Origin of the sequence: Nitrospirillum pindoramense (assembly GCF_007827955.1) — a bacterium.
GTDB lineage: Bacteria > Pseudomonadota > Alphaproteobacteria > Azospirillales > Azospirillaceae > Nitrospirillum > Nitrospirillum amazonense_B.
Genome location: NZ_VITR01000022.1, coordinates 1 through 24,698 on the forward strand (window position 1 = coordinate 1; position 24,698 = coordinate 24,698).

21 protein-coding genes, 2 tRNA genes and 1 pseudogene are annotated in these 24,698 nt (G+C 67.8%); 9 read left to right on the forward strand and 15 right to left on the reverse strand.

Annotated elements, in window-relative coordinates:
* Positions 1 to 95: 95 nt before the first annotated feature.
* The 5 genes and pseudogenes from FBZ90_RS25550 to guaA all read right to left on the reverse strand — a co-directional run.
* A pseudogene (locus FBZ90_RS25550) lies at positions 96 to 680 on the reverse strand (helix-turn-helix domain-containing protein); the annotation flags it as partial.
* Positions 681 to 766: 86 nt separating this feature from the next.
* Positions 767 to 991 (reverse strand): hypothetical protein, encoded by a 225-nt coding sequence (locus FBZ90_RS28925; protein ID WP_246130875.1) that lies wholly within the window; start codon positions 989 to 991, stop codon positions 767 to 769.
* A 1-nt stretch (position 992) separates the two neighbouring features.
* On the reverse strand, positions 993 to 1,304 hold the full coding sequence (locus tag FBZ90_RS28930; protein WP_246130876.1) for a tyrosine-type recombinase/integrase: 312 nt from the start codon (positions 1,302 to 1,304) through the stop codon (positions 993 to 995).
* 51 nt (positions 1,305 to 1,355) lie between these two features.
* Positions 1,356 to 1,583, reverse strand: a complete 228-nt coding sequence (locus FBZ90_RS28935) for a hypothetical protein (RefSeq protein WP_477529320.1) — start codon at positions 1,581 to 1,583, stop codon at positions 1,356 to 1,358.
* Positions 1,584 to 1,654: 71 nt separating this feature from the next.
* Positions 1,655 to 3,217 carry a glutamine-hydrolyzing GMP synthase gene (gene guaA / locus FBZ90_RS27980; protein WP_186456045.1) on the reverse strand — a complete coding sequence of 521 codons (1,563 nt, stop codon included), beginning with the start codon at positions 3,215 to 3,217 and terminating at the stop codon, positions 1,655 to 1,657.
* Between the two features lie 193 nt (positions 3,218 to 3,410).
* Here guaA and FBZ90_RS25570 point away from each other — a divergent pair, with 193 nt between their 5' ends.
* Entirely contained in the window at positions 3,411 to 4,409 is a 999-nt protein-coding gene (locus tag FBZ90_RS25570; RefSeq protein ID WP_145736179.1) for an alpha/beta hydrolase, read from the forward strand.
* 11 nt (positions 4,410 to 4,420) lie between these two features.
* Here FBZ90_RS25570 and FBZ90_RS25575 read toward each other — a convergent pair whose 3' ends face one another.
* The 5 genes from FBZ90_RS25575 to FBZ90_RS25595 all read right to left on the reverse strand — a co-directional run bounded on the left by FBZ90_RS25575 (position 4,421) and on the right by FBZ90_RS25595 (position 10,248).
* Positions 4,421 to 5,005, reverse strand: a complete 585-nt coding sequence (locus FBZ90_RS25575) for a GNAT family N-acetyltransferase (RefSeq protein WP_145736181.1) — start codon at positions 5,003 to 5,005, stop codon at positions 4,421 to 4,423.
* A 113-nt stretch (positions 5,006 to 5,118) separates the two neighbouring features.
* On the reverse strand, positions 5,119 to 6,522 hold the full coding sequence (locus FBZ90_RS25580; RefSeq protein WP_145736183.1) for an RsmB/NOP family class I SAM-dependent RNA methyltransferase: 1,404 nt from the start codon (positions 6,520 to 6,522) through the stop codon (positions 5,119 to 5,121).
* Between the two features lie 100 nt (positions 6,523 to 6,622).
* Complete coding sequence (guaB, locus tag FBZ90_RS25585; protein WP_145736185.1) at positions 6,623 to 8,098, reverse strand: IMP dehydrogenase; 1,476 nt, start codon at positions 8,096 to 8,098, stop codon at positions 6,623 to 6,625.
* A gap of 231 nt (positions 8,099 to 8,329) precedes the next feature.
* A complete protein-coding gene (locus FBZ90_RS25590; RefSeq protein ID WP_211102326.1) occupies positions 8,330 to 9,073 on the reverse strand; it encodes an RlmE family RNA methyltransferase in 744 nt (247 codons plus the stop codon).
* Positions 9,074 to 9,213: 140 nt separating this feature from the next.
* Positions 9,214 to 10,248 carry a Ppx/GppA phosphatase family protein gene (locus tag FBZ90_RS25595; RefSeq protein ID WP_145736187.1) on the reverse strand — a complete coding sequence of 345 codons (1,035 nt, stop codon included), beginning with the start codon at positions 10,246 to 10,248 and terminating at the stop codon, positions 9,214 to 9,216.
* A 345-nt stretch (positions 10,249 to 10,593) separates the two neighbouring features.
* On the opposite strand from FBZ90_RS25595, the gene FBZ90_RS25600 reads away from it, so the two are divergent.
* Together FBZ90_RS25600 and FBZ90_RS25605 are read left to right on the forward strand one after the other, a co-directional pair.
* A tRNA-Gln gene (locus FBZ90_RS25600) sits at positions 10,594 to 10,667 on the forward strand.
* Positions 10,668 to 10,737: 70 nt separating this feature from the next.
* Positions 10,738 to 10,811 (forward strand) — tRNA-Gln (locus FBZ90_RS25605).
* Between the two features lie 12 nt (positions 10,812 to 10,823).
* Here FBZ90_RS25605 and FBZ90_RS25610 read toward each other — a convergent pair.
* Entirely contained in the window at positions 10,824 to 11,120 is a 297-nt protein-coding gene (locus FBZ90_RS25610) for a helix-turn-helix domain-containing protein (RefSeq protein ID WP_145736188.1), read from the reverse strand.
* Positions 11,092 to 11,361, reverse strand: coding sequence for a BrnT family toxin (locus FBZ90_RS25615; protein ID WP_145736191.1), 270 nt, complete (start codon positions 11,359 to 11,361; stop codon positions 11,092 to 11,094). Before FBZ90_RS25615 ends, FBZ90_RS25610 begins: the two co-directional genes overlap by 29 nt.
* A gap of 307 nt (positions 11,362 to 11,668) precedes the next feature.
* On the opposite strand from FBZ90_RS25615, the gene FBZ90_RS25620 reads away from it, so the two are divergent.
* Positions 11,669 to 13,396, forward strand: a complete 1,728-nt coding sequence (locus FBZ90_RS25620) for an ankyrin repeat domain-containing protein (protein ID WP_145736193.1) — start codon at positions 11,669 to 11,671, stop codon at positions 13,394 to 13,396.
* A 180-nt stretch (positions 13,397 to 13,576) separates the two neighbouring features.
* On the forward strand, positions 13,577 to 15,022 hold the full coding sequence (locus FBZ90_RS25625) for a S41 family peptidase (protein ID WP_186456046.1): 1,446 nt from the start codon (positions 13,577 to 13,579) through the stop codon (positions 15,020 to 15,022).
* On the opposite strand, the gene FBZ90_RS25630 is transcribed toward FBZ90_RS25625, so the two are convergent.
* The 3 genes from FBZ90_RS25630 to FBZ90_RS25640 all read right to left on the reverse strand — a co-directional run bounded on the left by FBZ90_RS25630 (position 15,019) and on the right by FBZ90_RS25640 (position 17,911).
* Positions 15,019 to 15,846, reverse strand: coding sequence for an NAD-dependent epimerase/dehydratase family protein (locus FBZ90_RS25630; protein WP_145736198.1), 828 nt, complete (start codon positions 15,844 to 15,846; stop codon positions 15,019 to 15,021). The genes FBZ90_RS25625 and FBZ90_RS25630 overlap by 4 nt on opposite strands.
* 148 nt (positions 15,847 to 15,994) lie before the next feature.
* Positions 15,995 to 16,846, reverse strand: a complete 852-nt coding sequence (locus FBZ90_RS25635; protein WP_145736200.1) for a 2,4-didehydro-3-deoxy-L-rhamnonate hydrolase — start codon at positions 16,844 to 16,846, stop codon at positions 15,995 to 15,997.
* Positions 16,847 to 17,011: 165 nt separating this feature from the next.
* Positions 17,012 to 17,911 carry a LysR family transcriptional regulator gene (locus FBZ90_RS25640; protein WP_145736202.1) on the reverse strand — a complete coding sequence of 300 codons (900 nt, stop codon included), beginning with the start codon at positions 17,909 to 17,911 and terminating at the stop codon, positions 17,012 to 17,014.
* Positions 17,912 to 18,008: 97 nt separating this feature from the next.
* Here FBZ90_RS25640 and FBZ90_RS25645 point away from each other — a divergent pair, with 97 nt between their 5' ends.
* From FBZ90_RS25645 to FBZ90_RS25660, 4 genes are all read left to right on the forward strand, one after another.
* The gene (locus FBZ90_RS25645) at positions 18,009 to 18,980 is read left to right on the forward strand and encodes an NAD-dependent epimerase/dehydratase family protein (RefSeq protein ID WP_145736204.1); all 972 of its coding nucleotides are present in this window, start codon (positions 18,009 to 18,011) and stop codon (positions 18,978 to 18,980) included.
* 110 nt (positions 18,981 to 19,090) lie between these two features.
* Positions 19,091 to 20,686 carry a S10 family peptidase gene (locus FBZ90_RS25650; protein ID WP_145736206.1) on the forward strand — a complete coding sequence of 532 codons (1,596 nt, stop codon included), beginning with the start codon at positions 19,091 to 19,093 and terminating at the stop codon, positions 20,684 to 20,686.
* A gap of 170 nt (positions 20,687 to 20,856) precedes the next feature.
* Positions 20,857 to 22,440 carry a S10 family peptidase gene (locus tag FBZ90_RS25655; protein WP_145736207.1) on the forward strand — a complete coding sequence of 528 codons (1,584 nt, stop codon included), beginning with the start codon at positions 20,857 to 20,859 and terminating at the stop codon, positions 22,438 to 22,440.
* A gap of 175 nt (positions 22,441 to 22,615) precedes the next feature.
* Positions 22,616 to 24,652, forward strand: a complete 2,037-nt coding sequence (locus FBZ90_RS25660; RefSeq protein ID WP_246130878.1) for a S9 family peptidase — start codon at positions 22,616 to 22,618, stop codon at positions 24,650 to 24,652.
* Positions 24,653 to 24,698 lie beyond the last annotated feature (46 nt).

Genomic DNA, 24,698 nt, shown 5'->3' on the forward strand with positions numbered 1-24,698 from the left:
CCTTGAATTCGCGGCTGTACTGTTTGCGCTCCAAGTCAGGTCCTCCGGTTGGATCAACACCTTATCCCGGTGTCATCCAAGCCGGCAGCAGCCCATACCTTGGAATAGGTGTCGATCACCGTCTGCTGGTAAACCCGGCCCACGCCCTTGAGGGTGCCGACGTAGAAGGTGTCCTGGGCGATGCAGTATCCGGGGCATTCGCTCTCGAACTCGCCATGGGCTTCCTTCTCGGCCTTGGCCTTTTCCAGGGCGGCCACCTGGGCCTCGGTCAGCACCTGGCCGGTCTGGGCCATGCGGGCCTCCAGGGCTTTCAGGCGCTTTTTCATGTTCTCCAGGCCGTGGCGCAGCCAGACGCTGCGCACACCGAACGGCGAGATCGACAAGCCGCGCTTTTTCAATTCGTTGGACGCGCGCGCCTGGCCTCAGGCCGGCTGCTCGATGGCCAGTTCCACCGCCGCTTCCTCAATGGCCGGGTCCACCCGGTTCTTCAGCAGGGGGCGGCCCTGGCGCCGCATCTCCTGCAGCGCCATCTCCCCACCCTTCTCATAGAGTTCCTTGAACCGGTAGAAGCTGTCCCGGCTATAGCCCATCATCTTGCATGCCTGGCTCACATTCCCAAGCTGCTTGGCCAATTCCAATACGCCGACCTTGGCGCGGATTACCTTTTGATCCCTCGTCATCGCGGGCTCCAAACAAACCGCCGCCGCTGCCGGGGCATGCCCCGGCAGCGGCAACATCACCCCGCCATTCCAGCAAAACGTCAGATTTAGTCCAGACTTTTACACAAGAGGACAGGTGTGTGTTTACGCCCTTCTACCCACGCGTCCACGATCTCCGCCCATTCCTGCATCATGTGGCGACGCTGAACCTGGTACTCCGCCTTGTTGTAGACACGGCGCGACGAACGATCATCTTCATGCGCCAGGCATTTCTCGATCCAGTCGCTATTGAGGTCGAGCTCGTTCAACAGCGTTGAGCCGGTGCGCCGCAAGTCATGAACCGTGAAAGGCTCGAGGCGGCAGCCCTTTCTTCTTCGCTTGCTCCACCACCGCGTAGGTGACGCGATTGAACGTCGCCCGAGACACAGGAGCATCGGCGTCGTACCTCGAAGGCGGCAGATACCGCGAGTTACCTGCACAGGTCTTCAGCGCGATCATGATGTCGAGCGTCTGATGCGACAGATAAACGTTATGGGCCTTCGACCGCTTCATGTGCTCCTTCGGAATCGTCCAGACCGCGTTCTCGAGATCCACCTTGTCCCAGACTGCATCCCGCAACTCGCTCTTGCGCACCGTCGTCAGCAAATAGAGCCTCATCCCCAACCGGATTGTCGGCAGAGCCGCGACCTTCTCAAGTTATCTGAGCATGATCCGGATCTCGGCAGGAGAGAGCGAGCGATCCTTCGGAGCAAAGGTCACGATCGACGCTGTCCCAACGTCGTCTGCCGGATTTACGATCTTCTCGCCGTGCAGGATGGCGAACCCGTAAATCTGCTTGAGGATGTCCCGCACGTTGATCGCCACCGCCGGGGCGCCGCGATCAACGATCTTCCCGCAATGCGCGGGAAGATCGTCCGGCGTGATCTCCGTGAGGAGCCGGTTGTGTCATACCGGAAGCAGCTCCCTTTCGAAAATCGAGCGCCTCATGGCTCGAGTCACTCCCACTCGATGGTGCCCGGCGGCTTGCTGGTGATGTCGTAGGTCACGCGGTTGATGCCGCGCACCTCGTTGATGATGCGGGTGGCGACGCGGCCCAGGAACTCGTGGCTGAAGGGGTAGTAGTCGGCGGTCATGCCATCGACCGAGGTCACGGCGCGCAGCGCGCAGGCGTAGTCGTAGGAGCGGCCGTCGCCCATGACGCCGACGGTGCGCACCGGCAACAGCACGGCGAAGGCCTGCCAGATGACGTCGTACAGGCCGGCGTTGCGGATTTCCTCCAGGTAGACCGTGTCGGCCTTGCGCAGGATCTCCAGCTTCTCCGGCGTGATCTCGCCAGGGATGCGGATGGCCAGGCCGGGCCCCGGAAAGGGGTGGCGGCCGATGAAGGCCTTGGGCAGGCCCAACTCCACGCCCAGGCGGCGGACCTCATCCTTGAACAGCTCGCGCAGCGGCTCCACCAGCTTCAGGTTCATGCGCTCCGGCAGGCCGCCCACATTGTGGTGCGACTTGATGGTGACGCTGGGGCCGCCGGTGAAGCTGACGCTTTCGATGACGTCGGGGTAGAGCGTGCCCTGGGCCAGGAAGCCGGCGCCGCCGATCTTCTTGGCCTCGGCATCGAAGATCTCGATGAAGGTGGCGCCGATGGTCTTGCGCTTCACTTCCGGGTCGCTGACGCCGGCCAGCTTGCCCAGGAACAGGTCGGCCGCATCGACGTGGACCAGCGGAATATTGTAGTGGTCCCGGAACAGCGTCACCACCTCATCCGCCTCACCGGCGCGCATCAGGCCGGTGTCGACGAAGATACAGGTCAGCTGGTCACCGATGGCCTCGTGGATCAACACGGCGGCGACCGAGCTGTCGACACCGCCGGACAGGCCGCAGATGACCTTGCCGGTGCCGACCTGGGCGCGGATCTTCTCGATGGCCTGGGCCTTGAAGGCGGCCATGGTCCAGCTGCCCGACAGGCCGGAGACTGCGAACAGGAAGTTGCGGATCAGCGCGTCGCCATGGGGGGTGTGCACCACCTCCGGATGGAACTGCACGGCGTAGAAACGGCGGCTGTCATCGGCGATGATGGCATAGGGCGCGCCCTCGCTGGTCGCCACGATGCGGAAGCCTTCCGGCAGCTTGGCGACGCGGTCGCCATGGCTCATCCACACCTGCTCGCGGGCACCCACCTGCCACACGCCCTCGAACAGGGCGCAGGGCTCCTTGACGTCGACGAAGGCGCGGCCGAACTCCCGGGTCTCGCCGGGCTCGACCTTGCCGCCCAGTTGCTCGCACATCGTCTGCTGGCCGTAGCAGATGCCCAGGACGGGCACGCCCTTGGTGAAGACGATGCCCGGCGCGCGGGGGCTGCCCTCTTCCGTCACCGAGGCCGGGCTGCCCGACAGGATGATGGCCTTGGGCGCGTAGGCCTCAATGGCCGCCTCGCTCATGGAATAGGGGTGGATCTCGCAGAACACTCCCGCCTCGCGCACCCGCCGGGCGATGAGCTGGGTCACCTGCGACCCGAAATCGAGAATGAGGACCCGATCGGACGTCGTCTCTGTGGCCATGGGCTTATCCCTATCATTGGGGGTTGCGAGGGTGGCCGCACGCTAGTCCAAGGGGCACGGCACGGCAAGCGCCGGACAGGCAAGGGGCCCCCGCGCCGAACGCGGGAGAACGGACCGGCCGGATTTGGACCGGCTGGACTCTGCTTTGTTATTTTGCTAAATAACGAATTATAGCCTTTCCCGTGGAGCATCCATGCGTCCCCTCCTCCGTCGTTTGCTGGCCGCCGCCCTGATCCTCACGACGCCGACAGCATTGGCCCAAGCCCCCGACACGTCCGATACCGAGGTCAGCCTGGAGGGTGGCGGCGGTTCATTCCTATATGGCTCCCTGATGCGGCCGGCGGACTGGAAAGGCGGCGTGGCGGTGCTGATGCAGGCGGGGTCCGGCCCCTCGGACCGCGACGGCAATTCCACCCTGCTGACGGTGCGCAGCAACGTGCTGAAGCTGATCGCCCAGGGCCTGGCCGCCGACGGCATCGCCAGCCTGCGGGTGGACAAGCGCTGCATCGCCAAGAGTGCCGCCGCCTGCCCCGGCGAGGACAATCTGCGTTTCTCGACCTATGTCGATGACATGGCGGCCTGGGCCCGCTATCTCGCGCGCCAACCCCAGGTGCGCTGCGTCATGCTGCTGGGCCATTCGGAAGGGGCGACCATCGCCACCCTGGCGGCGGCGCAACTGGCCAAGGAGAAGGTACCGGTTTGCGGCGTGCTGTCGCTGTCCGGCGCCGGGCGGCCCTTCGGCGATATCCGTCTGCAGCAAATCCGCGACCGGGGCGCCCCGCCCGCCATCCTGGACAAGGTGGCGGCGATCGAGGCGGCGCTGAAGGAAGGCCGCACGGTGGACGACGTGCCGCCGGCCCTGCGGGTGCTCTATCGCCCCGCCATCCAGCCTTATGTCATCTCCCAAGGGGCCGTCAGCCCGACGCAAGCGGCGGCAGCCCTGACGGTGCCGCTGCTGGTGCTGCAGGGCGACACCGACCTGCAGGTCACGGTAGAGGACGCCCGCCTGCTGGCGCAGGCCCAGCCTTCGGCCACCCTGGCCCTCATCCCGGGCGCCAACCATGTGCTGAAAGCGGCGCCGGCGGAGCCCAAGGCCAACTTCGCCACCTACGCCGACCCCAGCCTGTCCCTGGCCCCCGGCGTCATGGAGGCCATAACCGGCTTCATCCACAAGGCGGCGCCGGGGAATTAGCGCGCGTCCCCTTACCCCTCGCTGTACGACGACAGCCGGGCCAGGGGCGCCAGGTCCAGCCAGCCGTAGGCGACCTCGGTCAGGCGGGCGCCGGCGAAGGTGATGGGCTGTTCCGCCAAACGACTTCCCCCCAAGCGCTCGTAAAACCAGCGGGCGGGGTTGTCACGCAACACCCAGACGCAGGCGGAGCGCATGCCGGAACTCATCAGTTCGGTCGCCATGGCCGCCATCAGGCGGCGGCCGTGGCCCTGGTTCTGGGCATGGTCGTAGAGGTAGATGGCGTAGAACTCGCCTTCATAGCCTCGGATTTCCGTGCGCTGGGCGCCACAGGTGGCGAAGCCCACCACGCCGGTGGCGGGCAGGCCGTCGGCGGCGATGTTCTCGCCCACGGCGACGAAGGTGCGCCGCTGGCGCCCGGCCAGCAAGCCCCGCCAGCGCTGGGCGTGCGCCTCGGGCGAGAGGCCCACCAGGTAATCGTCGGGCAATTGCCCGGGATAGGTCGTGCGCCAACTGGCGACATGGACGCGAGCGATGGCCGCGGCGTCCGCCACCGTGGCCGGCCGCACCAAACCGATTTCCGCCGGACCGTGAGCCATGAACCGCCCCTCGTTCCCGTTACCGTCCCCACCATCCTGCCGCAGATGCGGGCATCCCGCCAGAGGGCGCGCGCGATGGGATGGTGGGGAATCGTTCGGGAACTTGGACGGAGTCAGGTCTCGGTGGCGTCCTCGCCAGCCTCTTCCGCCTCCAGCTCATCCGCGTCAGGGGCACCGGCGGCGGCCTCTTTGCGCACCATGACGGCGGCGAAGAAGCCATCGGTGTCATGGCGGGCCGGGGACAGCGACAGCATGCCGTTGGTGCTGGGCGGGGCGCCCATACCCTCGGGCCAGGCCTCGGTGACGGGCAGCAGGGTGAAGTCCGGATGGCTGGCCAGGAAGCTGGTCACCTGGTCCTGGTTCTCCTCCGGCAGCAGCGAGCAGGTGGCGTAGACCAGCCGGCCGCCGGGCCGAACAAGGCGAGCGGCGCTGTCCAGGATTTCCGCCTGCAAGGGCAGCAGCTCCGACAGGCCCGGACCCAGCTGGCGCCAGCGGGCATCCGGGTTGCGGCGCCAGGTGCCGGTGCCGCTGCAGGGCGCATCCACCACCACGCGGTCGAAACGGCCCTTATGCCGCTTCACCCACGGGTCGCGGGCCGACTTCAGCGGCCGTGTCTCGATGTTGTGCAGACCGGCGCGGCGGAAGCGTTCCTGCGCCCGCTTCAGCCGGCCATCCAGCACGTCGCAGGCGATGACGCGGCCCTTGTTGGCCATCATGGCGGCGATGGCCAGTGTCTTGCCACCAGCGCCGGCGCAGAAGTCCACCACCTGCTGGCCCGGCTGCGGGTTGGCGGCGAAGGCCACCAGTTGCGAACCCTCATCCTGAATTTCCAGCAGGCCGTCCTGGAAGGCCTTCAGCGTGGCGATGGGGAAGCGGTTGCGCACCCGGATGCCCAGGGCGGAGATCTTGGTCGGCTCCGCCTGCACGCCGGCCTTGGCCAGGGCCGCCAGCGCCTGCTCCCGCGTGCCCTTCACCGGGTTCACCCGCAGATCCATGGGGGCCGCCCCCAGCATGGCCTGCATTTCCGGCACGAAGCGCTCACCCAAGGCGTTGCGCAGCGTGTCCGCCGCCCAGTCCGGTACTTCCGCCACGACGGCGTCCGGCTGCTGCGGATGCTCCAGCGTATGGGTTTCCAGCGCCTGGATCAGGGCGCGCTCATGCGCCTCCAGCGGCAGGGGCGCAAACTTGCCGCCGTTGAAATGCTCCGCTACCGAAGACGCGCTGCGGCCCCGGGTCAGCAGCTCATCGGCGATCAGCAGCGCGCGGGCATCCACCGCCGGCTGGGCCGTACCATCCGCATTGGCACCACCATAGCCGGCGCGGTTCAGCCACCAGTGCAGGCGGGCCCAGCGCCGCAGGATGCCGTAGACCTTCTCCGCCACGTCGGTGCGGTCCTTGGCGCCGATATAGCGGCGGGCGCGGAAAAAGGCGCTGGCCACGGCATCGGCGGGGCGCGGCGTGGCCAGGACTTCCGTCAGAAGGTCGATGGCCGCCTGCAGGCGAGCGGTCGGGGTCATGGGTGGGATTTCTTCTTTTGGATCAAAAACAGCAGAGCCGGCTGGGGTTCACCGCGAACCCAGCCGGCTCTTCATCATCAAGGCACAACGACGCCGGAAATCAACCCGGACGGTAGTTCGGCGACTCGTTGGTGATCTGGATGTCGTGGACGTGGCTCTCGCGCAGGCCCGCGTTGGTGATGCGCACGAAGCGGCAGTTCTGCTGCATGTCCGGCAGGGTGGCGTTGCCGGTGTAGCCCATGGCGGCGCGCAGCCCGCCCACCAGCTGGTGGATGACGCTGCCCACGGGGCCCTTGTACGGCACGCGACCCTCCACGCCCTCGGGTACCAGCTTCAGGGTGTTGGTGACCTCGGCCTGGAAGTAGCGGTCGGCGGAGCCGCGGGCCATGGCGCCCACCGAGCCCATGCCGCGATAGCTCTTGTAGCTGCGGCCCTGGTACAGGATGACCTCGCCCGGGCTTTCGTCCGTGCCGGCGAACATGCTGCCCAGCATGGCGACGTCGGCGCCGGCGGCAATGGCCTTGGCCAGGTCGCCGGAATACTTGATGCCGCCGTCGGCGATGACGGGAATGCCGCGCTCACGGCAGGCGTCCACCACGTCCATCACGGCGGTCAGCTGGGGCACGCCCACCCCGGCGACGATGCGGGTGGTGCAGATGGACCCCGGGCCGATGCCCACCTTGATGGCGTCGGCACCGGCGTCAATCAGGGCGCGGGCGGCGTCACCGGTGGCGACGTTGCCGGCGATGACCTGGGTGTAGTTCGACAGGGCGCGGGCGGCGCGCACCTGGTCGGCCACCTTGGAGGAATGGCCGTGGGCGGTGTCGACCACCAGCACGTCCACCTGGGCGTCGAACAGCGCCTCGGCACGGGCCAGGCCATCCGGGCCGGTGCCGGTGGCGGCGGCCACGCGCAGACGGCCCTTCTCATCCTTGCAGGCGTTGGGGTGCGACTGCGCCTTCTCGATATCCTTCACCGTGATCAGGCCGATGCAGCGGTAGCTGTCGTCCACCACCAGCAGCTTTTCGATGCGGTGGGTGTGCAGCAGGCGCTTGGCCTCATCCTTGCCCACGCCCTCGCGCACGGTGATCAGGTTCTGATGCGTCATCAGTTCCGACACCGGCTGGTGGGGGTTGGTGGCGAAGCGCACGTCGCGGTTGGTCAGAATGCCGACCAGCTTGCCCGCCGCGCCATTCTCCACCACCGGAATGCCGGAGATGCGGTAGCGGGCCATCAGGCCCAGGGCGTCGGCCAGGGTGGCGTCGGCGGCGATGGTGATGGGGTTGACCACCATGCCGGATTCGAAGCGCTTCACCCGGCGCACTTCCTCGGCCTGGCGCTCGATGTCCATGTTGCGGTGGATGACGCCCATGCCGCCGGCCTGGGCCATGGCGATGGCCAGGGCCGATTCCGTCACGGTGTCCATGGCGGCGGACATCAGGGGGATGCCCAGTTCGATGGTCTTGGTCAGCCGCGTGCGGGTGTCCACTTCGGCCGGCATCACACTGGACGCCGCAGGCTCCAGCAAGACGTCGTCGAAGGTCAGGGCTTCGCGGATTTGGAGCGCACGGGTCATGAACCATCTCCCTAGGCGGGCCGGCCGTAGGATGTGGCGGGCCCAGGCGTCAGATACGGGTATGGGACGACCCGTCCGCCCCCACACATGGGGCCGGCCGTGTCATCCAGGGCTTAAGGTTCGATGCACTATACACGCGCTTGCCCGCTTGTGAACCCACCAGATATGGGTCAAATCCGCCATGCAGACTTGCGCGGGCCTCACCCCTCACGGGGTGGAAAGGTTAAGAATTTAGTCCTCATCCCCCTCGGCGGCGTCATCGTCCCGCCGGGTGGTGGCGCCGCGGAAGCCGGTGGCGACCACATAGGTTTCCGAGCTGTCGGCGCGGCTGGCCGGCGGCTTGGCGTGGCGCACCACAGCGAAGTCGCGCTTCAGCAGGTCCAGCAGGCTGCGCTCCGCCCCGCCCTGGAACAGCTTGGCGACAAAGGCGCCGCCGGGGGCCAGCACCTCCGCCGCGAAAGCGTACGCCGCGTCGGCCAGCGCCATGATGCGCAGGTGGTCAGTCTTGGGATGGCCGGTGGTGGGGGCCGCCATGTCTGACAGCACCACGTCGGCCGGGCCGCCCAGGGCCGCCTTCAGCTGGTCGGGCGCCTCGGGCAGCAGGAAGTCCATCTGCATGGTGATGGCGCCGGGCACATCCTCCATGCCCAGGATGTCCAGGCCCACGACCTTGGCGCCGCGCACCTTCTCCACCGCCACCTGGGTCCAGCCGCCCGGGGCCGCCCCCAGGTCGACCACGCGGGTGCCGGGCTTCAGCAGGTGATACTTCTCATCCAGCTGCAGCAGTTTGAAGGCCGCGCGCGAGCGATAGCCGCGCTTCTTGGCCTCGGCGACATAGGGGTCGTTCAGCTGGCGTTCCAGCCAGCGGGCGGAGGAAACGGACCGCTTGGCCGCCGTCTTCACGCGCACGGTCAGGCCGCGACCGCTGAGTTGGCTACCCGTGCCCTTGGCCCCGGAACCCTTGGACTTGGTCATGATAAACACCCGGTTTGGCGGACCGGGCCCACGGCCCCGTCATCTCTCGGCATCGATTCGAAGCGGCGCATATTGGTCCTGATGCCGCCAAAGGCAAGTGAAACCTCAAGACGAAGCACGCGGGGCCGCCATGACCCGGCCTAGCCGGGGCAACGGGTGGCGGCCAGCAGCTCGGTGAGGATGCCCTCGCGCACGCCCCGATCGGCGATGCGCAGGTTTTCCACCGGCCAGCGTTCCCAGATGGCCTCCAGCACGGCGCAGCCGGCGATGACCAGATCCGCCCGGTCGTGACCGATGCAGGGATGGGCGGAGCGGCCGGCGTAATCCAGGTCCAGCAGCGACTTGCTGATGGCCCGGGCCTCCTCCAGCCCCAGCCAGGATCCGTCGACCTGGGACCGGTCATACCGGGTCAGGCCCAGGCGGATGCCGGCCAGCGTGGTGACGGTGCCCGAGGTGCCCAGCATCTGCACCCGGCCGGCCGCCACCTCGCGCCGGATATCGTTGCGGGCATCGAAATCCGCCAGGGCGGCGCCCACGGTGTCCACCATGCCGCGATAGGCCTCGGGCAGGACGCGGTCGCCGCCGAAGGTTTCCGTCAGGCTGACCACCCCCTGGGGCACCGACACCTGGTCGATCAGCATGGGCCGCCCCCGGCTGAAGGACAGCCACATGATCTCCGTCGAGCCGCCGCCGATGTCGAACACCAGGGCGCGGGGGATACGGCGGTTCAGCAGGGCGGCGCAACCGGCCAGCGCCAGCCGCGCCTCCTCCTCCGCCGAGATGATCTCGATGCGGATGCCGGTTTCCTCCGCCACGCGGTCGATGAAGCTGCCGCAGTTGGCGGCGCGACGGCAGGCCTCCGTCGCCACGGCGCGCAGGTCGGTGACGCCGCGCCGGCGCATCTTGTTGCCGCAGATCTTCAGGGCCGCCACGGTGCGGGCCATGGCCTCATCCGACAGGGCGTTGGTCCGGCTCACCCCCTCGCCCAGCCGCACGATGCGGGAAAAGGCGTCGATGATGCGGAAGCCCTCCCGCCCCGGACGGGCGATCAGCAGGCGGCAATTGTTGGTGCCCAGGTCCAGCGCGGCCAGAACCGGCCGCCGCAAAGGCTCACCCGGGCCCGCGCCCCGGGGGGCGCGGGTTTCAGGCAGGGGCTGAACGCCCGTTTCACTCATCGCCGAACCAGCCTTTTCCGTCACGCCCGTTCCGGGCTTTCCGCCGCCCATCCGGCACCCGGTCAGCCACCCCGGACCAATGTCCTGGGGGGCGCCCCGGCGCCGCTGCGGCACACAAGGGGTACTCTAGACCATGAAAGCGGCCCCGCACCACCACCCTCGCGCACGCGGCAGCGCCCCGCAATTGCACCATCGGCGACCCTTGCGTCCCTCCCGACCCGCCCGGTCCCGCTTTCCGCCACCGTCAAAAAAAATCCAAGAAAGGGCTACACATCCCCCAAGAGGGGTGTTATAAGCCGCGCCGTCCGACGGACATGGTGGTCAGCGCCACCGCGTTCGTTCTGCTGGGGGATCGTCTAGCGGTAGGACTACGGACTCTGACTCCGTCAACCTTGGTTCGAATCCAAGTCCCCCAGCCAATTTCTTCCGCGACAGCTCTGGTCATCTGAGCACCGGCGCCGATCCAGGCGTCATCGCGGCCCGTCCTGCTGGGGGATCGTCTAGCGGTAGGACTACGGACTCTGACTCCGTCAACCTTGGTTCGAATCCAAGTCCCCCAGCCAACTCTCTTCAGATTATGCCGCCTGTGACTTCCTGTAAGCCTCAGCCGTCACCTCCGGTTCTTGCTCGATAACGGCAAGATAGGCGCGCACGGCGGGCGGCGGCATGGTGCGTCCGATTTCGTATTGCCGCAGGTTCGCCACCGGAATGCCGTAGCGTTCGGCAAATTCCGATTGGCTCAGGCTCAAACGCTGCCGCAGCCGCCGGATGCGCCGCCCTTGCAGGGCCTTTTCAAGTCCATCGGCGCTAACCGGACGGTCTTCCGGGTCGGAAGCATCTGCCTCAATTGCAATGATAGGCTCTTTCTTCACTGTCGTTACTCCGTCTCACCGAGATGAACCGAAACGTTTCCCCGCGCCAGACATGAACGGCGGTATAGAGCTTGCCATCCACCATTCCGACCGCCTTGTGACGCTCCTCTTCATCTTCTTTTCGGATCGTCGGCAGAATTAGGAAATCGGGATCGGCGAAAACCCGCACGCCGAAGGCAAGCGATAGGCCATGCTTCGCTTGGTTGGTCGCATCCTTGGCCGTGTCGAATTCAATTTCCATTCTGTGTGTAATTTACATATAGCCATGGATTGCGGCAAAGGGTTTTGAACCCACGGGGCGCCCGTGGCGCCCCAAACAGCGACTATCGCCGCCGCGCAGCGTCGCGGTGTGGAGGTCCCTCTCCGCCTAACACACCGTTGACAGCACCCCGCCAATCATCGTTTCCTCAATCGCAGTGCGCAGTGGGGCGCCACCTGTCCGCGGCAAGGGGGCCTGGCCTCCACCCATTCGGCTTCGTCCGTACCCGACATATCCCTTCTTCCGGCCCCCTGTAGCGGACATCGGGCGTTTCACGGAAGGAAGGTCCATGTCTTCGCGTACCCTCTCCCCCCGCACCACCGCCGACGCCCTGCGCCGTGAGGCCAAGCGCTGGCTGAAGGCGCTGCAGGCCGGCGATGCCGACGCCGCCGCGCGCTTCCTCAGCCAGTTCCCCGGGCACGCCACCGCGCCCAAGCTGCGCGAGGTGCAGCATGCCCTGGCGCGGGAACATGGCTATCCCACCTGGGCCGCCCTGACCCGCGAGCTGGCCGACCGCGCCCGCACGCAGGAGGACCGCATCCGCCTGTTGCTGGAAAAATCAGTCAACCGCTATGGCACCGATCCCGCCACGCGCACCTGGGGGGATTATGAGCAGGACGGTGCCGGCCGGGGTGCCGTGGCCGCCCGCCTGCTGGCCCGGTATCCGGAGATCACCAAGTCCAGCATCCACACGGCGGTGGCGGCGCATGACCTGGACGCGGTGCGCGACTTCCTGAAAAAGGACGCGCGCCTGGCGCAGGACCGCAGCGATTTCGATGGCTGGACGCCCCTGATCCGACTGGCGTACGCGCGGCTGCCGGCAGGAGGCGCGGATAGGGGTGCGACCGCCCTAGCCATCGCCACCCTGCTGCTGGACGCGGGCGCCGACCCCGATGCCGGCTGGTCGGACCAGAGCCCGGAATTCACCCCCCTGGTGGGCGTGATCGGTGAGGGCGAAGGCGGCCAGGCGCCCCACCCGCAGGCGGAGGCGTTCGCCCGCCTGCTGATCGATCGGGGCGCCAACCCGTTCGCCGCCCAGGCGCTGTACAACACCTCCCTGGGGGAGGACTCGACCGCCTGGCTGGACTTCCTGTGGGCGGAATCGGCAAGCCGGGGAGAAACCGGCAAATGGACGGGCCCCGCGCCCAACGCCCTGGGCGGGGACAAGGCGCGCAGCGCGGTGGCCTATCTGCTGGGCAACGCCGTGGCCAACGACCATCCCCGCCGGACGGAGTGGCTGCTGGCCCATGGGGCCGACGCCAACGACATCAACCACTACTCCCGGCATCCGGTGCTCAAGCACGCCATCCTGGGTGGGCATATGGCCATGGCGGACCTGCTGCGGCGCCATGGCGCGCGGGAGCCGGAGCTGAGTGGAGGGGAGAGATTCGTGGCCGCCGCCGCCGCTGGGGACACGGCCACGCTTCGGCACCTGGCGGCGGCGCATCCGGCGTTCCTGCACCGGATGGCGCCCATGAGGGCCGCCATCCGCGCGAGGCGGGTGGACGCGGTGCGGACGCTGCTGGACCTCGGCATGTCGCCCGACATCGCCGATGACCATGATCACAGCGCCCTGCATGCCGCCACCCACGCCGGGGCGTTGGACATCGCCCGCCTGCTGATTGAGCGGGGGGCCGAGGTCGATCCCTTCGACCGGCGCTATGGCGGCACGCCCCTCACCCACGCGGTTTATATTGGCCAACAGGCGATGGCGGAGTTCCTGGCCGGACACAGCCGCAATTTCCGTGGCCTGTGCTTCGCCGGCAAGGTGGAGCGGCTGCGCACCCTGCTGACCGAGGAGCCCGACCGCGCCAACCGCCAGGACCGGCCGGGCGAGCCCGCCCTGTTCTGCCTGCCCGAGAATGAGGAAGCGGCGGTGGAGGTGGCGGAACTGCTGCTGTCCTTCGGGGCCGACCCCGCCTTCCGCAACCCCCTGGGCCAGACGCCGGCCGAGGCGGCGCGGCGCCGGGGCCTGGACGACGCCGCCGATGTGATCGAGATGGCGGCGGGGGAGTGAGGCGTTGCGACACTGAAGCCTTTGAAGGCCAAGCGCGCCCCGGCACACTGCCATCCGTGACAAGGGGGGCCGTGACAAGGGGGGCCGTGACAAGGGGTGGGGGCAACGAGGGGGAGGATGACCGTGGTTCGGGGGCGTTTGGGCAGGGGGCGTTTGGGCAGGGGGCGTTTGGGCAGGGGCGTGGCGGCAGCCCTGATGATGGTGGCCGCTGGGGCGACACCCGCGCCGGCGGCGGATGCCATCGACTGGCGGCGGATGGCGGAAACCGACCTGAACGCCATGCATGACATCCTGGTGGCCAACCATCCGGCCATGGTGGTGGCGAAGGACAGCGCCCCCTTCCGCGCCTGGCTGGAAACTGGACGGGTGGGAGCCAAGAAGCTGCTGCCCGCCGTGCGGGATGAGGCAACCTATTTCGACCTGCTGCGCTTCTACGCCAGTGGCTTCCGCGACAGCCACATCGGCGCCTATGCGACCAAGAACGCCCCGTCTCTAAGGCGCAGTTATATCTGGCCGGGCTTCAACCTGGCGTGGGCCGGTGGCGGCTATACCGTCACCGCCCATGCGCCCGATACGGCCCTGCCCCCGGCCGGCGCCCAACTGGTCGCCTGCGACGGCGTATCCGCCGCCGCCCTGGCACATGACCGGCAGGAGCGCAACGGACAGGACCTGACCCTGGACTCCCAACGCCGTAGCTACGCCTTCTGGCTGCTCTGGGCCAGTGAGGGCAGCCTGTTTCAGCCGCCGCTGAAGACCTGCACCTTCACCCCGCCCGGTGGTGGCCCTGCCCGCTCCTATACCCTGAGCTACCGTCCCACCACGGAGGATAGCAGCCCCGCGCGGACGGCCCGGGCGCAGTTTGGCCTCAGCCGCTGGGGCCAGGAGGGCTGGTGGATCGGCGCGCCGGGTATGGTCAGCGACCACGCATGGAAACGCACCCTGAGGGCGGTGAAAACCCATCTTGAGGCCATCCGGCGCGCGCGGACGGTCGTGGTCGACGTGCGCGGCAACACGGGCGGAGGCGCCGACTTCGCTTATGCCCTGGCCGATCTGCTGTGGGGGGCGGATCTGGTAAAAGCGGGCAGACCCGACCTGGGGCCAGTGGTCTATCGCGCGTCGCGCCTGAATCGTGACCAGCTCGCCGCCTATCTGTCCCAGGGGAAGGATGTCAGCCTTCAGGCCGACACCGCCGCCAAAATACGGCGCCGGCTGGCACGCTATGACGATGCCATCGCCGCCGGCCAGAGCACCTTCACCGAAGAGGCCCCCGCCCGGGCCAATCCCCTGCGCCCGCCGCCCAACCCGGTGCGCGGGCAGGTCATCGTGCTGACCGACGGCGCCTGCGTGTCCGCCTGCCTGGACCTGCTGGATTTGTTCCTGGCCCTGCCCAACGTGCGCCAGGCGGGCACCGAGACCGATGCCGACACCATCTTCATGGATGTGACCCAGGCCCCCCTGCCCTCCGGCTACGCCGGGATCTCGTTCGGCCACAAGGCCTGGGTGGAACGGCCGCGCGGCTCCAACGTCAGCTACCACCCCACCCCAGCCCTGACCTGGACAGGCGACCCGGCCGACGACGCTGGCGAGCGGGCCTGGCTGGCCAAGGCGGTGGGGATCGCGCCCTAAAGGCGGGAGAAATCGAAGCGCGGGCGGAAGCCCAGCACGGTGGCGGCGCGGCCAGCGTCGTACACCCGGTCCAGCCGGACCGGCAGAGGCCAGCCCCGGCGGTCGAACAGGGCGGCCAGGCGCGGCAGACGGACACGGATCAGGCCCGCCGCATCCGTGGCCAGCGCCCCCGCCTCCTCCCGCCGGAAGGGGGTGAGAGCGGAAATGAGGAAGGTGCCGGGGACGGCCCCCGCCGCCGCGTGGACATGGGCCGCCGCCGCGTCGACCATGCTCAAGCCCCGGTGCAGGCGGTGGGCGGCACGCGTGGGGGCCGGCTCCCGGAAGCAGCGGGCGATGCGCAGGACCGCCAAGCCCCTGGGAAAGGCGGGCCCGGCTTGGGCACACAGATCCTCAGCCGCCCGTTTGGTCTCGTCATAGATGTCGCGCGGCCGGACCGGCGTCTCCTCATCCACCCAGACCAGGCCACCCGCTGGCGGCACCAGGCTGTGACCGTAGAGGGAGGTGGTGGACGTGTAGACGACGCGCCCCACCCCGGCCTCGGCCGCCAGGCGCAACAGCGTCGCCGTCGCCTGGACATTCACCCGGTGAAAGTCGGCATCCGGCACCCGGCCCACTTGGGGCGCATGCAAGGCCGCGGCATGGATGACCGCGTCCTGCCCCTCGAGGGCCCGCGCCAGCGCGCCAGCATCGGCCACATCGGCCTGGATATCGGTGGTGGCCCCCGCCCGGATGTCCAGCCCTGTCACAGTCCAGCCCAGCGCCAACCCCTGGCGCACGATGGTCGCGCCCAACGGGCCGGACGAACCGGTGACCAGGATGCGCATCGGCCCCTCACAGCAGAACGGGGGACAGGTTTCCCCGCCCCCCGCTTATACCAGGAACGTTTCCCTCAATCGCCGGGCGCCGCCCTTGGGGCCTACAGCGGCATGAGGATTTTCATGCCGCTGTGCGCCCAAAAGGCGATCCGTGGGATCAGCGCCGCCAGGCGATGACCGTCTGCTGCTGCGTGCCCAGCAGGTCGGAGCCCAGGCGCATGACGTCGCCGGCCTTCAGGAACACCGGTTCCGGCTTCATGCCCATGCCCACGCCCGGCGGGGTGCCGGTGGTGATCAGGTCGCCCGGCTGCAGGGTGATGAAGCGGCTGATGTAGCTGACCAGCGTCGCCACGCCGAAGATCATGGTGCTGGTGTTGCCCGTCTGGCGGCGGGTGCCGTTCACGTCCAGCCACAGGTCGATGTTCTGCGGGTCGGCGATCTCATCGGCCGTAACCAGCCAGGGACCGACGGGACCGAAGGTGTCGCAGCCCTTGCCCTTATCCCAGGTGCCGCCGCGCTCGATCTGGTACTCACGCTCCGACACGTCGTTGATCAGGACATAGCCGGCGACATGGCGGAGCGCGTCGGCCTCATCGACATAGCGGGCGGTCGTGCCGATGACGATGCCCAGTTCCACCTCCCAATCGCTCTTCACGCTGTCCTTGGGCAGCATGACGTCGTCATTAGGGCCGTTCAGGCAGCTGATGGCCTTGGTGAACAGCACCGGCTCCTTGGGCAGGGGCAGGTTGGATTCGGCGGCATGGTCGGCATAGTTCAGGCCCACGGCCAGGAACTTGGAAATGCCGGTGTAGGGCACGCCCAGGCGCGGGCTGCCGGACACGACGGGCAGGCTGGCGGGGTCCAGCGCCGCCAGGGTGGCGAGGCCCTGGGCCGACAGCTGGTCGGGGCCGATGTCAGCCACATGGCCCGACAGGTCGCGGATCTGGCCGGCGGCGTCCAGCAGGCCGGGTTTCTCCTGGCCCACCGGGCCGTAACGCAGCAGCTTCATGGGAAGTCCTACCCCTGAATTGAAAAGGCGCTCTGTTAGCGGTCGCAGTTTTCTTCCAACGTGATACCGCTGGCAATGCCGAACCTTTCATGCCCCGGCGTCGGCGCCGGGACTTGACGTCGCAGCTTTTCCGCATGCGCCCCGCCATGCCCCCGCCGGCGTGCCTTATTGCCCGGTGCGGATATAGTCCGCCAAGCCCAGGGCCAGATGGTCGTACAGCAGGCGCACCCGGCGGCTGGATTTCAGATCCGGATGCATGACCAGCCAGGTGTCGAGGTCGAAGCCCAGGGCACCGGGCAGCAGATGCACCAGGTCAGGATCCCGCCGGCCCAACCCCACGTGGCAAATGCCGATGCCGAAACCGGCGCGGATGGCGGCCAACTGCGCCACGTCGCTGTCGGCGCGGAAGGCAAAATGCTCACGCCCGAAATACCGTCCCCGGGCGCGCAGGGCGCGGATGACGGCTGTTTCGGTATCAAAACCGATAAGGCTGTGGTTGGCCAGATCATCCCAGCTGGTCGGCGTGCCCTGGGCGTCCAGATAGCAGCGGTGGGCATGCAGGCCCAGCGCGATGACGCCCAGGTGCCGGGCTACCAAGACCCCTTGCGTGGGCCGCACCATGCGGACAGCGATGTCGGCGTCACGCCGCAGCAGGTCTTCCGTCTCGTTGGACAGCGACAGCTCAATCGCCACCTTGGGATGGTCGCGGCGGAAGGCCGCCAGCAGGGTGGGCAGCACCTCCACCCCCACCACCTCGCTGGCGGTCACGCGCACGCTGCCCGTCACCGCATCCGCCGAGCCCGACGCCGCGCGCTGCAGGGCCGCAGCGGCGGCGGCCATCGCCTCGGCATGGCCGCGCAGTTCCAGCGCGGTTTCCGTGGGCGTCAGGCCCTGGGGCGAACGGGTGAAGAGCGCCGTGCCCAACGCGCGCTCCAGCTCCTCCACATGGCGGCCGACGGTCGGCTGGGTCAGCCCCAGCGCGCGCCCAGCCGCCGACAGGCTGCCCTCCCGCAGCACCGCGAGGAAGGAGCGATAGAGTTCCCAACCGGGTTCCTGCTGTTTCATAAATTTATGTATAGCCGCGCCATGATATTGCGCAATTACGTTTAGCTAGCACTCCCCCTACCCTCCGGCCATCGCACCATGACGGATGAGGGATGAGATGACGACGAACGGCAAGACGGCCCTGGTGATTGGGGCCAAGGGCGGCTTCGGGGGCGCCGTGGCGGCCACCCTGCTGGCCCAGGGCTGGACGGTGAAGGCGCTGGCCAGGGGGCCGAGCCCGCGAGCGGACCTGGCAGCGGCCCATTGGATCGGGGGGGACGCCCTGAACGCCGACGACGTGGCCCAGGCCGCCCTGGGCGCGGATGTCATCGTCCATGCCGTGAACCCGCCGGGCTACAAGGATTGGGACAAGCTGGTGCTCCCCATGCTGGACAACACCATCGCCGCCGCCACGGCGGTGGGCGCCCGCATCGTCCTGCCCGGATCGGTCTACAATTACGGCCCCGATGCCCTGCCCAACCTGACGGAAGGGTCGCCGCAGAACCCCACCACGGTGAAGGGCGGCATCCGGGTGGCGATGGAGCAGCGGTTACGCCAGGCCAGCCAGAGGGGCGCCCGCGTCCTGATCCTGCGCTGTGGCGACTTCTTCGGGCCGCAGGCCGGCAACAACTGGTTCGGCCAGGGCCTGGTGAAGCCGGGCCGGCCGGTGACCTCCATCCCCTACCCCGGCCCGCACGCCGTCGGCCACGCCTGGGCCTATCTGCCCGACGCGGCGGCGGCGGTGAGCCAACTGCTGGCGCGGGAAAGCGACCTGGCGGCGTTCGAGACCTTCCATTTCGGCGGCCATTGGCTGGAGCCGGGGGTGGAGATGGCCCACGCCATCCAGCGGGTGGTGGTGGCGCGGGGTGGCAAACGGCCCGCGATCACCACCTTCCCCTGGTGGCTGGTGACCCTGGCGTCCCCCGTTGTCACCGTGTTCCGCGAACTGCGCGAGATGCGCTATCTGTGGCAACGCCCCGTGCGGCTGGAGAACGGCAAGCTGACGGCCTTCCTGGGGGCCGAGCCACATACGCCGCTGGACAGGGCGGTGGCCGCCACGCTGGCCGACCTGGGATGCCTGCCAGCCTGACAACCGATCTGCCGCAGGATCGGGGCTGGACAAATGGGCCTGCTTCCAACATCAAATTTTTATTGGATAACAAATCCCGTGATGGAACAGGGCCCGTGATGGAGCAGAAAATGAAACGGATGGCAGGGAAGAACAGGACGGTGACGCTGGCGGCCACCGCGCTGACGGCGGCGCTGATGGCCAGCGTGGCGACCAACGGCTGGGCCGAGGACAAGAAGGACAAGGGCGGGGAGGACAATCCCAAGGCGGGCAAGATCGCGGAGCAGATCGAGGCCGCCACCGCCCGCGCGCCCATCGCCGAGACGGCCAAGAGCAGCCCCCACACCGTCACCATCCACGGCAAGAGCATCCGTTATCAGGCGACCGCCGGCACCCTGACCATCCGCGACAATGACGGCAAGCCCACGGCCAGCGTCTTTTACGTCGCCTATACCGCCGACGGCGCACCGGCGACCAAGCGGCCGGTGACCTTCCTTTACAACGGCGGTCCCGGCTCGGCCAGCCTGTGGCTGCACATGGGCCTGGGGCCCGTGCGGGTGCGCACCAACGCGCCGGACAACACCCCGCCGGCGCCCTATGTCTATGCCGCCAACGAGGAAAGCATCCTCGACAAGACCGACCTGGTGTTCATCGACGCGGTGGAAACCGGCTATTCCCGTGTGCTGGGCGACGCCAAGGGCAAGGATTTCTGGGGCGTGGACCAGGACGTGGACGCCTTCGCCCGCGCCATCAACCGCTATGTCACCCTCAACAACCGCTGGAACTCGCCCAAATTCCTGTTCGGCGAATCCTATGGCACCACCCGGTCCGCCGCCCTGGCCAACCGCCTGCAGCAGGACGGCATGGATTTGAACGGCGTCGTCCTGCTGTCGTCCATCCTGAATTACGGCATCCGCCAGCCGGGCTTCGACAACATCTACGTCTCCTACCTGCCCAGCTACGCCGCCACCGCCTGGTATCACAACCGCATCCCCAACAAGCCCGCCGACCTGCCGGCCTTCCTGCAAAAGGTGCGGGAGTATGCGCGCGGGCCCTACACCGTGGCGTTGGCCAAGGGCCAGGACATCACGCCGGAGGAAGAGGACGCCGTGGCCAAGCAGTTGGCGGCCTATACCGGCCTGTCGGTCGACTATCTGAAACATGCCAAGCTGCGCGTCAGCCTGCAGCGCTTCCGCAAAGAGCTGCTGCGCGACAAGGAGCAGACGGTGGGCCGCTTCGACAGCCGCTTCCTGGGCGTGGACAGTGACGCCGCCGGCGAAGGGCCGGAGTACGACGCCTCCTCCAGCGCGGTCACCAGCGCCTTCATCTCCAGCCAGCGCGCCTACATCAACGGCGACCTGGGCTACAAGACCGACCTGGACTACCGCCGCAGCGCGGAGGGCGCCATCGGCCAGTGGGACTGGCACCACAAGATCGGCGGCCGCCGCATGGAAACGCCGGACGTGGCGCTGGATCTGGCAGAGGCCATGCGCCAGAACCCGCACCTGCAACTGCTGTCGCTGAACGGCTGGTACGACATGGCCACGCCCTTCTTCGGCACGGAGTACGACATCGGCCACATGCAGCTGGAGCCAGCCCAGCGCCGGAACGTGACCTTCAAATATTACCCCTCCGGCCACATGGTCTATCTGAACCCCGAGGCGCTGAAGCAGATGATCGCCGACCTCGACGCCTTCTACGACAAGGCGGCGCCTACCGCACCTTAAGCAGACAAACCGAGTTGGGGCCGGCTGCATCGGGTTTGATGCGGCCGGCCCCCGCCGCTGCGACAAAAAGGCGTGTCCCTGAAAAACCGGGGCAGACATTGGTGGTGTTATAATATTACATTCCCTGTTATCGAGCCTGGTTATGCCAGGTTTTCAACAGGGAGTAGGGAATGCGTAAAACGGTCGTGGCCGCGCTGACGGCGGTGCTGTTGACCTCCGTCGCCGTGGCCGGGTGGGCCAGTGGCGCCGAAGACAAGAAGGACAAGGGCGGGGACGACACGCCCAAGAACGAAAAGGTGGCGGAGCAGATCGAAGCGGCCACCGCCCGCGCGCCGGTGACGGAAACGGCCAAGACCACGTCCCACACCGTCACCATCAAGGGCAAGAGCATCCGCTATCAGGCGACCGCCGGCACCCTGACCATCCGCGACAACGACGGCAAGCCCACGGCCAGCGTCTTCTATGTCGCCTATACGGCCGAGGGCGCGTCGCCGGCCAAGCGGCCGGTGACCTTCCTCTATAATGGCGGCCCGGGATCGGCCAGCCTGTGGCTGCACATGGGATCGTTCGGGCCCATCCGGGTGCGCACGGCCAGCCCGGACAACAACGCCCCGGCGCCCTACAACTTCAGCGCCAACGACGACAGCCTGCTGGACAAGACCGACCTGGTGTTCATCGACGCCATCGGCACCGGCTATTCCCGCCCCCTGGGCGAGACCAAGGGCAAGGACTTCTGGGGCGTGGACCAGGACGTGGACGGCTTCGCCCGCGCCATCAGCCGGTACGTCACGCTCAACAACCGCTGGAACTCGCCCAAATTCCTGTTCGGCGAGTCCTACGGCACCACCCGGTCCGCCGCCCTGTCCAACCGGCTGCAGCAGGACGGGATGGATCTGAACGGCGTCATCCTGCTGTCCTCCATCCTGAACTACGGCATCGGGCAGCCGGGCTATGACGAGGGCTACATCGCCTTCCTGCCCAGCTATGCCGCCACCGCCTGGTATCACAACCGCATCCCCAACAAGCCGGCCGACCTGGCGGCCTTCGTGCAGCAGGTGCGCGTCTTCGCCCGCGGGCCCTACGCCGCCGCCCTGGCCAAGGGCCAGACCATCACGCCCGAGGAGGAGGACGCGGTGGCCAAGCAGATGTCCGCCCTGACCGGCCTGTCGGTCGATTACCTGAAGCGGGCCAAGCTGCGCGTCGACCTGTTCCGCTTCCAGAAGGAACTGCTGCGCGACAAGCGGCAGACGGTGGGCCGCTTCGACAGCCGCTTCCTGGGCGTGGACACGGACGCCGCCGGCGAAGGGCCGGAATACGACCCCTCCGACAGCGCCATCAACAGCGCCTTCATCTCCAGCCTGCGCGCCTATCTGGGCGGGGAACTGGGCTATAAGACGGACCTGGAGTACCGCGCCGGCTCAGACGACGCCAATGAGCAGTGGGACTGGCACCACAAGGTGCCCAGCGTGGGCAGGATGGAGGTGCCGGACGTGGCCCTGGACCTCAGCCTGGCCATGCGCCAGAACCCGCACCTGCAGGTGCTGTCGCTGAACGGCTATTACGACATGGCGACGCCGTTCTTCGCCACGGAATACGACATCAACCACATGGCCCTGGAACCGGCGCAGCGGAAGAACCTGACGTTCAAGTACTACCCGTCAGGGCACATGATCTACCTGAACCCCGACGCGCTGAAGCAACTGGTCGTCGACCTGGACGCCTTCTACGACAAGGCGGCCCCCGGCGGCGCTTAAGGCACGACCCGGCCGGCCCCGCCCCCCCATTGGGCCCACCCCAAATGTGTAAGCCCATCCAATGGCTTGCCGTGGGGCGGGGTCGCCCTCATCCTGACGCCCTGATCCGACCACCGGACTCCCATCACCGGACATCGCTTCCCGACAGGGCGGCCGACTACGACTTGCGAGGATAATGATGCGCTCTTCCGTACTGGCGTTGGCCCTGCTGCTGGGCACCACCTCCCTCACCCTGGCCGCCCCGCCGGCCCCGGCCACCAGCCCAGCCGCCCCCCTGATCGAACGCGCCAAGTTCTTCGGCAACCCCAGCCGCACCCAGGCCAAGCTGAGCCCCGACGGCAAATGGCTGTCATGGATCGCGCCGCGCGACGGCGTGCTGAACATCTGGGTGGCGCCGGCCAGCGACCCCACCAAGGCGAAGGCCCTGACGGCGGAGAAGGTCCGCCCCATCCGCCAGTATTTCTGGTCGCCCGACGGCAAGATGATCCTGTTCGTCAACGACAAGGGCGGGGATGAGAATTTCGTCCTCTACGGCGTCACCGTCGCCACGGGCGAACAGCGCACCCTGACGCCGCAGGAAAAGACGCGCGTCGACATCGTCGGCACCAGCCACCGCATCAAGGACCGCATCCTGGTTGGCCTGAACAACCGCGATCCACGGTGGTTCGACGTCTACAGCCTGGACCTGGCCAAGGGCGCCCTGACCCTGGTGTTCAAGAACGATGGCTATGCCGGCGTCACGGCGGATGAGGACCTCAAGATCCGGCTGGCGGGGAAATCCCGCCCCGACGGCGGCACCGACTTCTTCCGTGTGGTCGACAATAAGGTCGAAGCCCAGCCGCTGGGCGCGGTCGGGCTGGAGGACAGCCTGACCACCAACCCCCTGGGCTATACCGAGGACGGCAAGACCCTGTACTGGATCGACAGCCGCGGCCGCGACACCGCCGCCCTGATCGCCCAGGACGCCGCCACCGGCGCCACCCAGGTGGTGGGCCAGAGCGCCAAGGCCGATGTGGGCGAGATCCTGGCCGACCCCAAGACGGGGGTGGTCCAGGCCTATGCCGTCGATTACCTGCGCACGGAATGGACGGCGCTGGATCCCAAGATCGGCGCCGAGCTGGACTTCCTCAAGACCCAGTTGAAGGGCGACATCCACATCACCAGCCGCACCGACGACGACAGCGCCTGGATCGTGGTGGTGGACCCGGTCACGGCGCCGGCGGCGACATACCGCTTCGACCGCAAGGCCCACACCCTGACCAAGCTGTTCGTCAACCGGCCGGAGCTGGAGGGCGCCGACCTCTCGGCCATGCACCCCGTGGAGATCAAGGCGCGCGACGGCTTGACCCTGGTCTCCTACCTCACCCTGCCGGCCGGGGCCGACAGCAAGGGCGACGGCCACCCCGACCAGCCCCTGCCCATGGTGCTGTTCGTGCACGGCGGCCCCTGGGCGCGCGACGGCTACGGTTACAACGGCTATCACCAGTGGCTGGCCAACCGGGGCTATGCCGTGCTGTCGGTCAACTACCGGGGGTCCACCGGCTTCGGCAAGAACTTCATCACCGCCGGCAACCTGCAATGGGGCCGCAAGATGCATGACGACCTGATCGACGCCGTCGACTGGGCGGTCAAGCAGGGCATCACCACCAAGGACAAGGTGGCCATCATGGGCGGGTCCTATGGCGGTTATGCCACCCTGGCCGGCCTGACCTTCACCCCCGACGCCTTCGCCTGCGGCGTGGACATCGTCGGCCCCAGCAACCTCGCCACCCTGCTGAAGACCATCCCGCCCTATTGGGAGGCCGGCAAGCAGCAGTTCTACAAGCGCATGGGCGACCCGACGACGGAGGACGGCCGCCAGCTGCTGCACGACGCCTCCCCCCTGTTCAAGGCGGCGGATATCAAAAAGCCGCTGCTGATCGGCCAGGGCGCCAACGATCCCCGCGTCAACCAGGCGGAATCGGACCAGATCGTGAAGGCGATGAAGGAGAAGAACATCCCCGTCACCTACATCCTGTTCCCCGACGAGGGCCACGGTTTCGCCCGGCCGGAGAACAGCATCGCCTTCAACGCCGCCGCCGAACAGTTCCTGGGTGCCTGCCTGGGCGGCCGCGCCGAACCCTTCGGCACGGCGCTGAAGGGCTCCAGCATCACCGTGCCCGACGGCGCGCAGTTCACGCCGGGGCTGCAGGCGGCGCTGGCGGCGAAGTAACCGGACCAAGCGGGACGGGATGGGCACCGATGTGGTGTCCATCCCG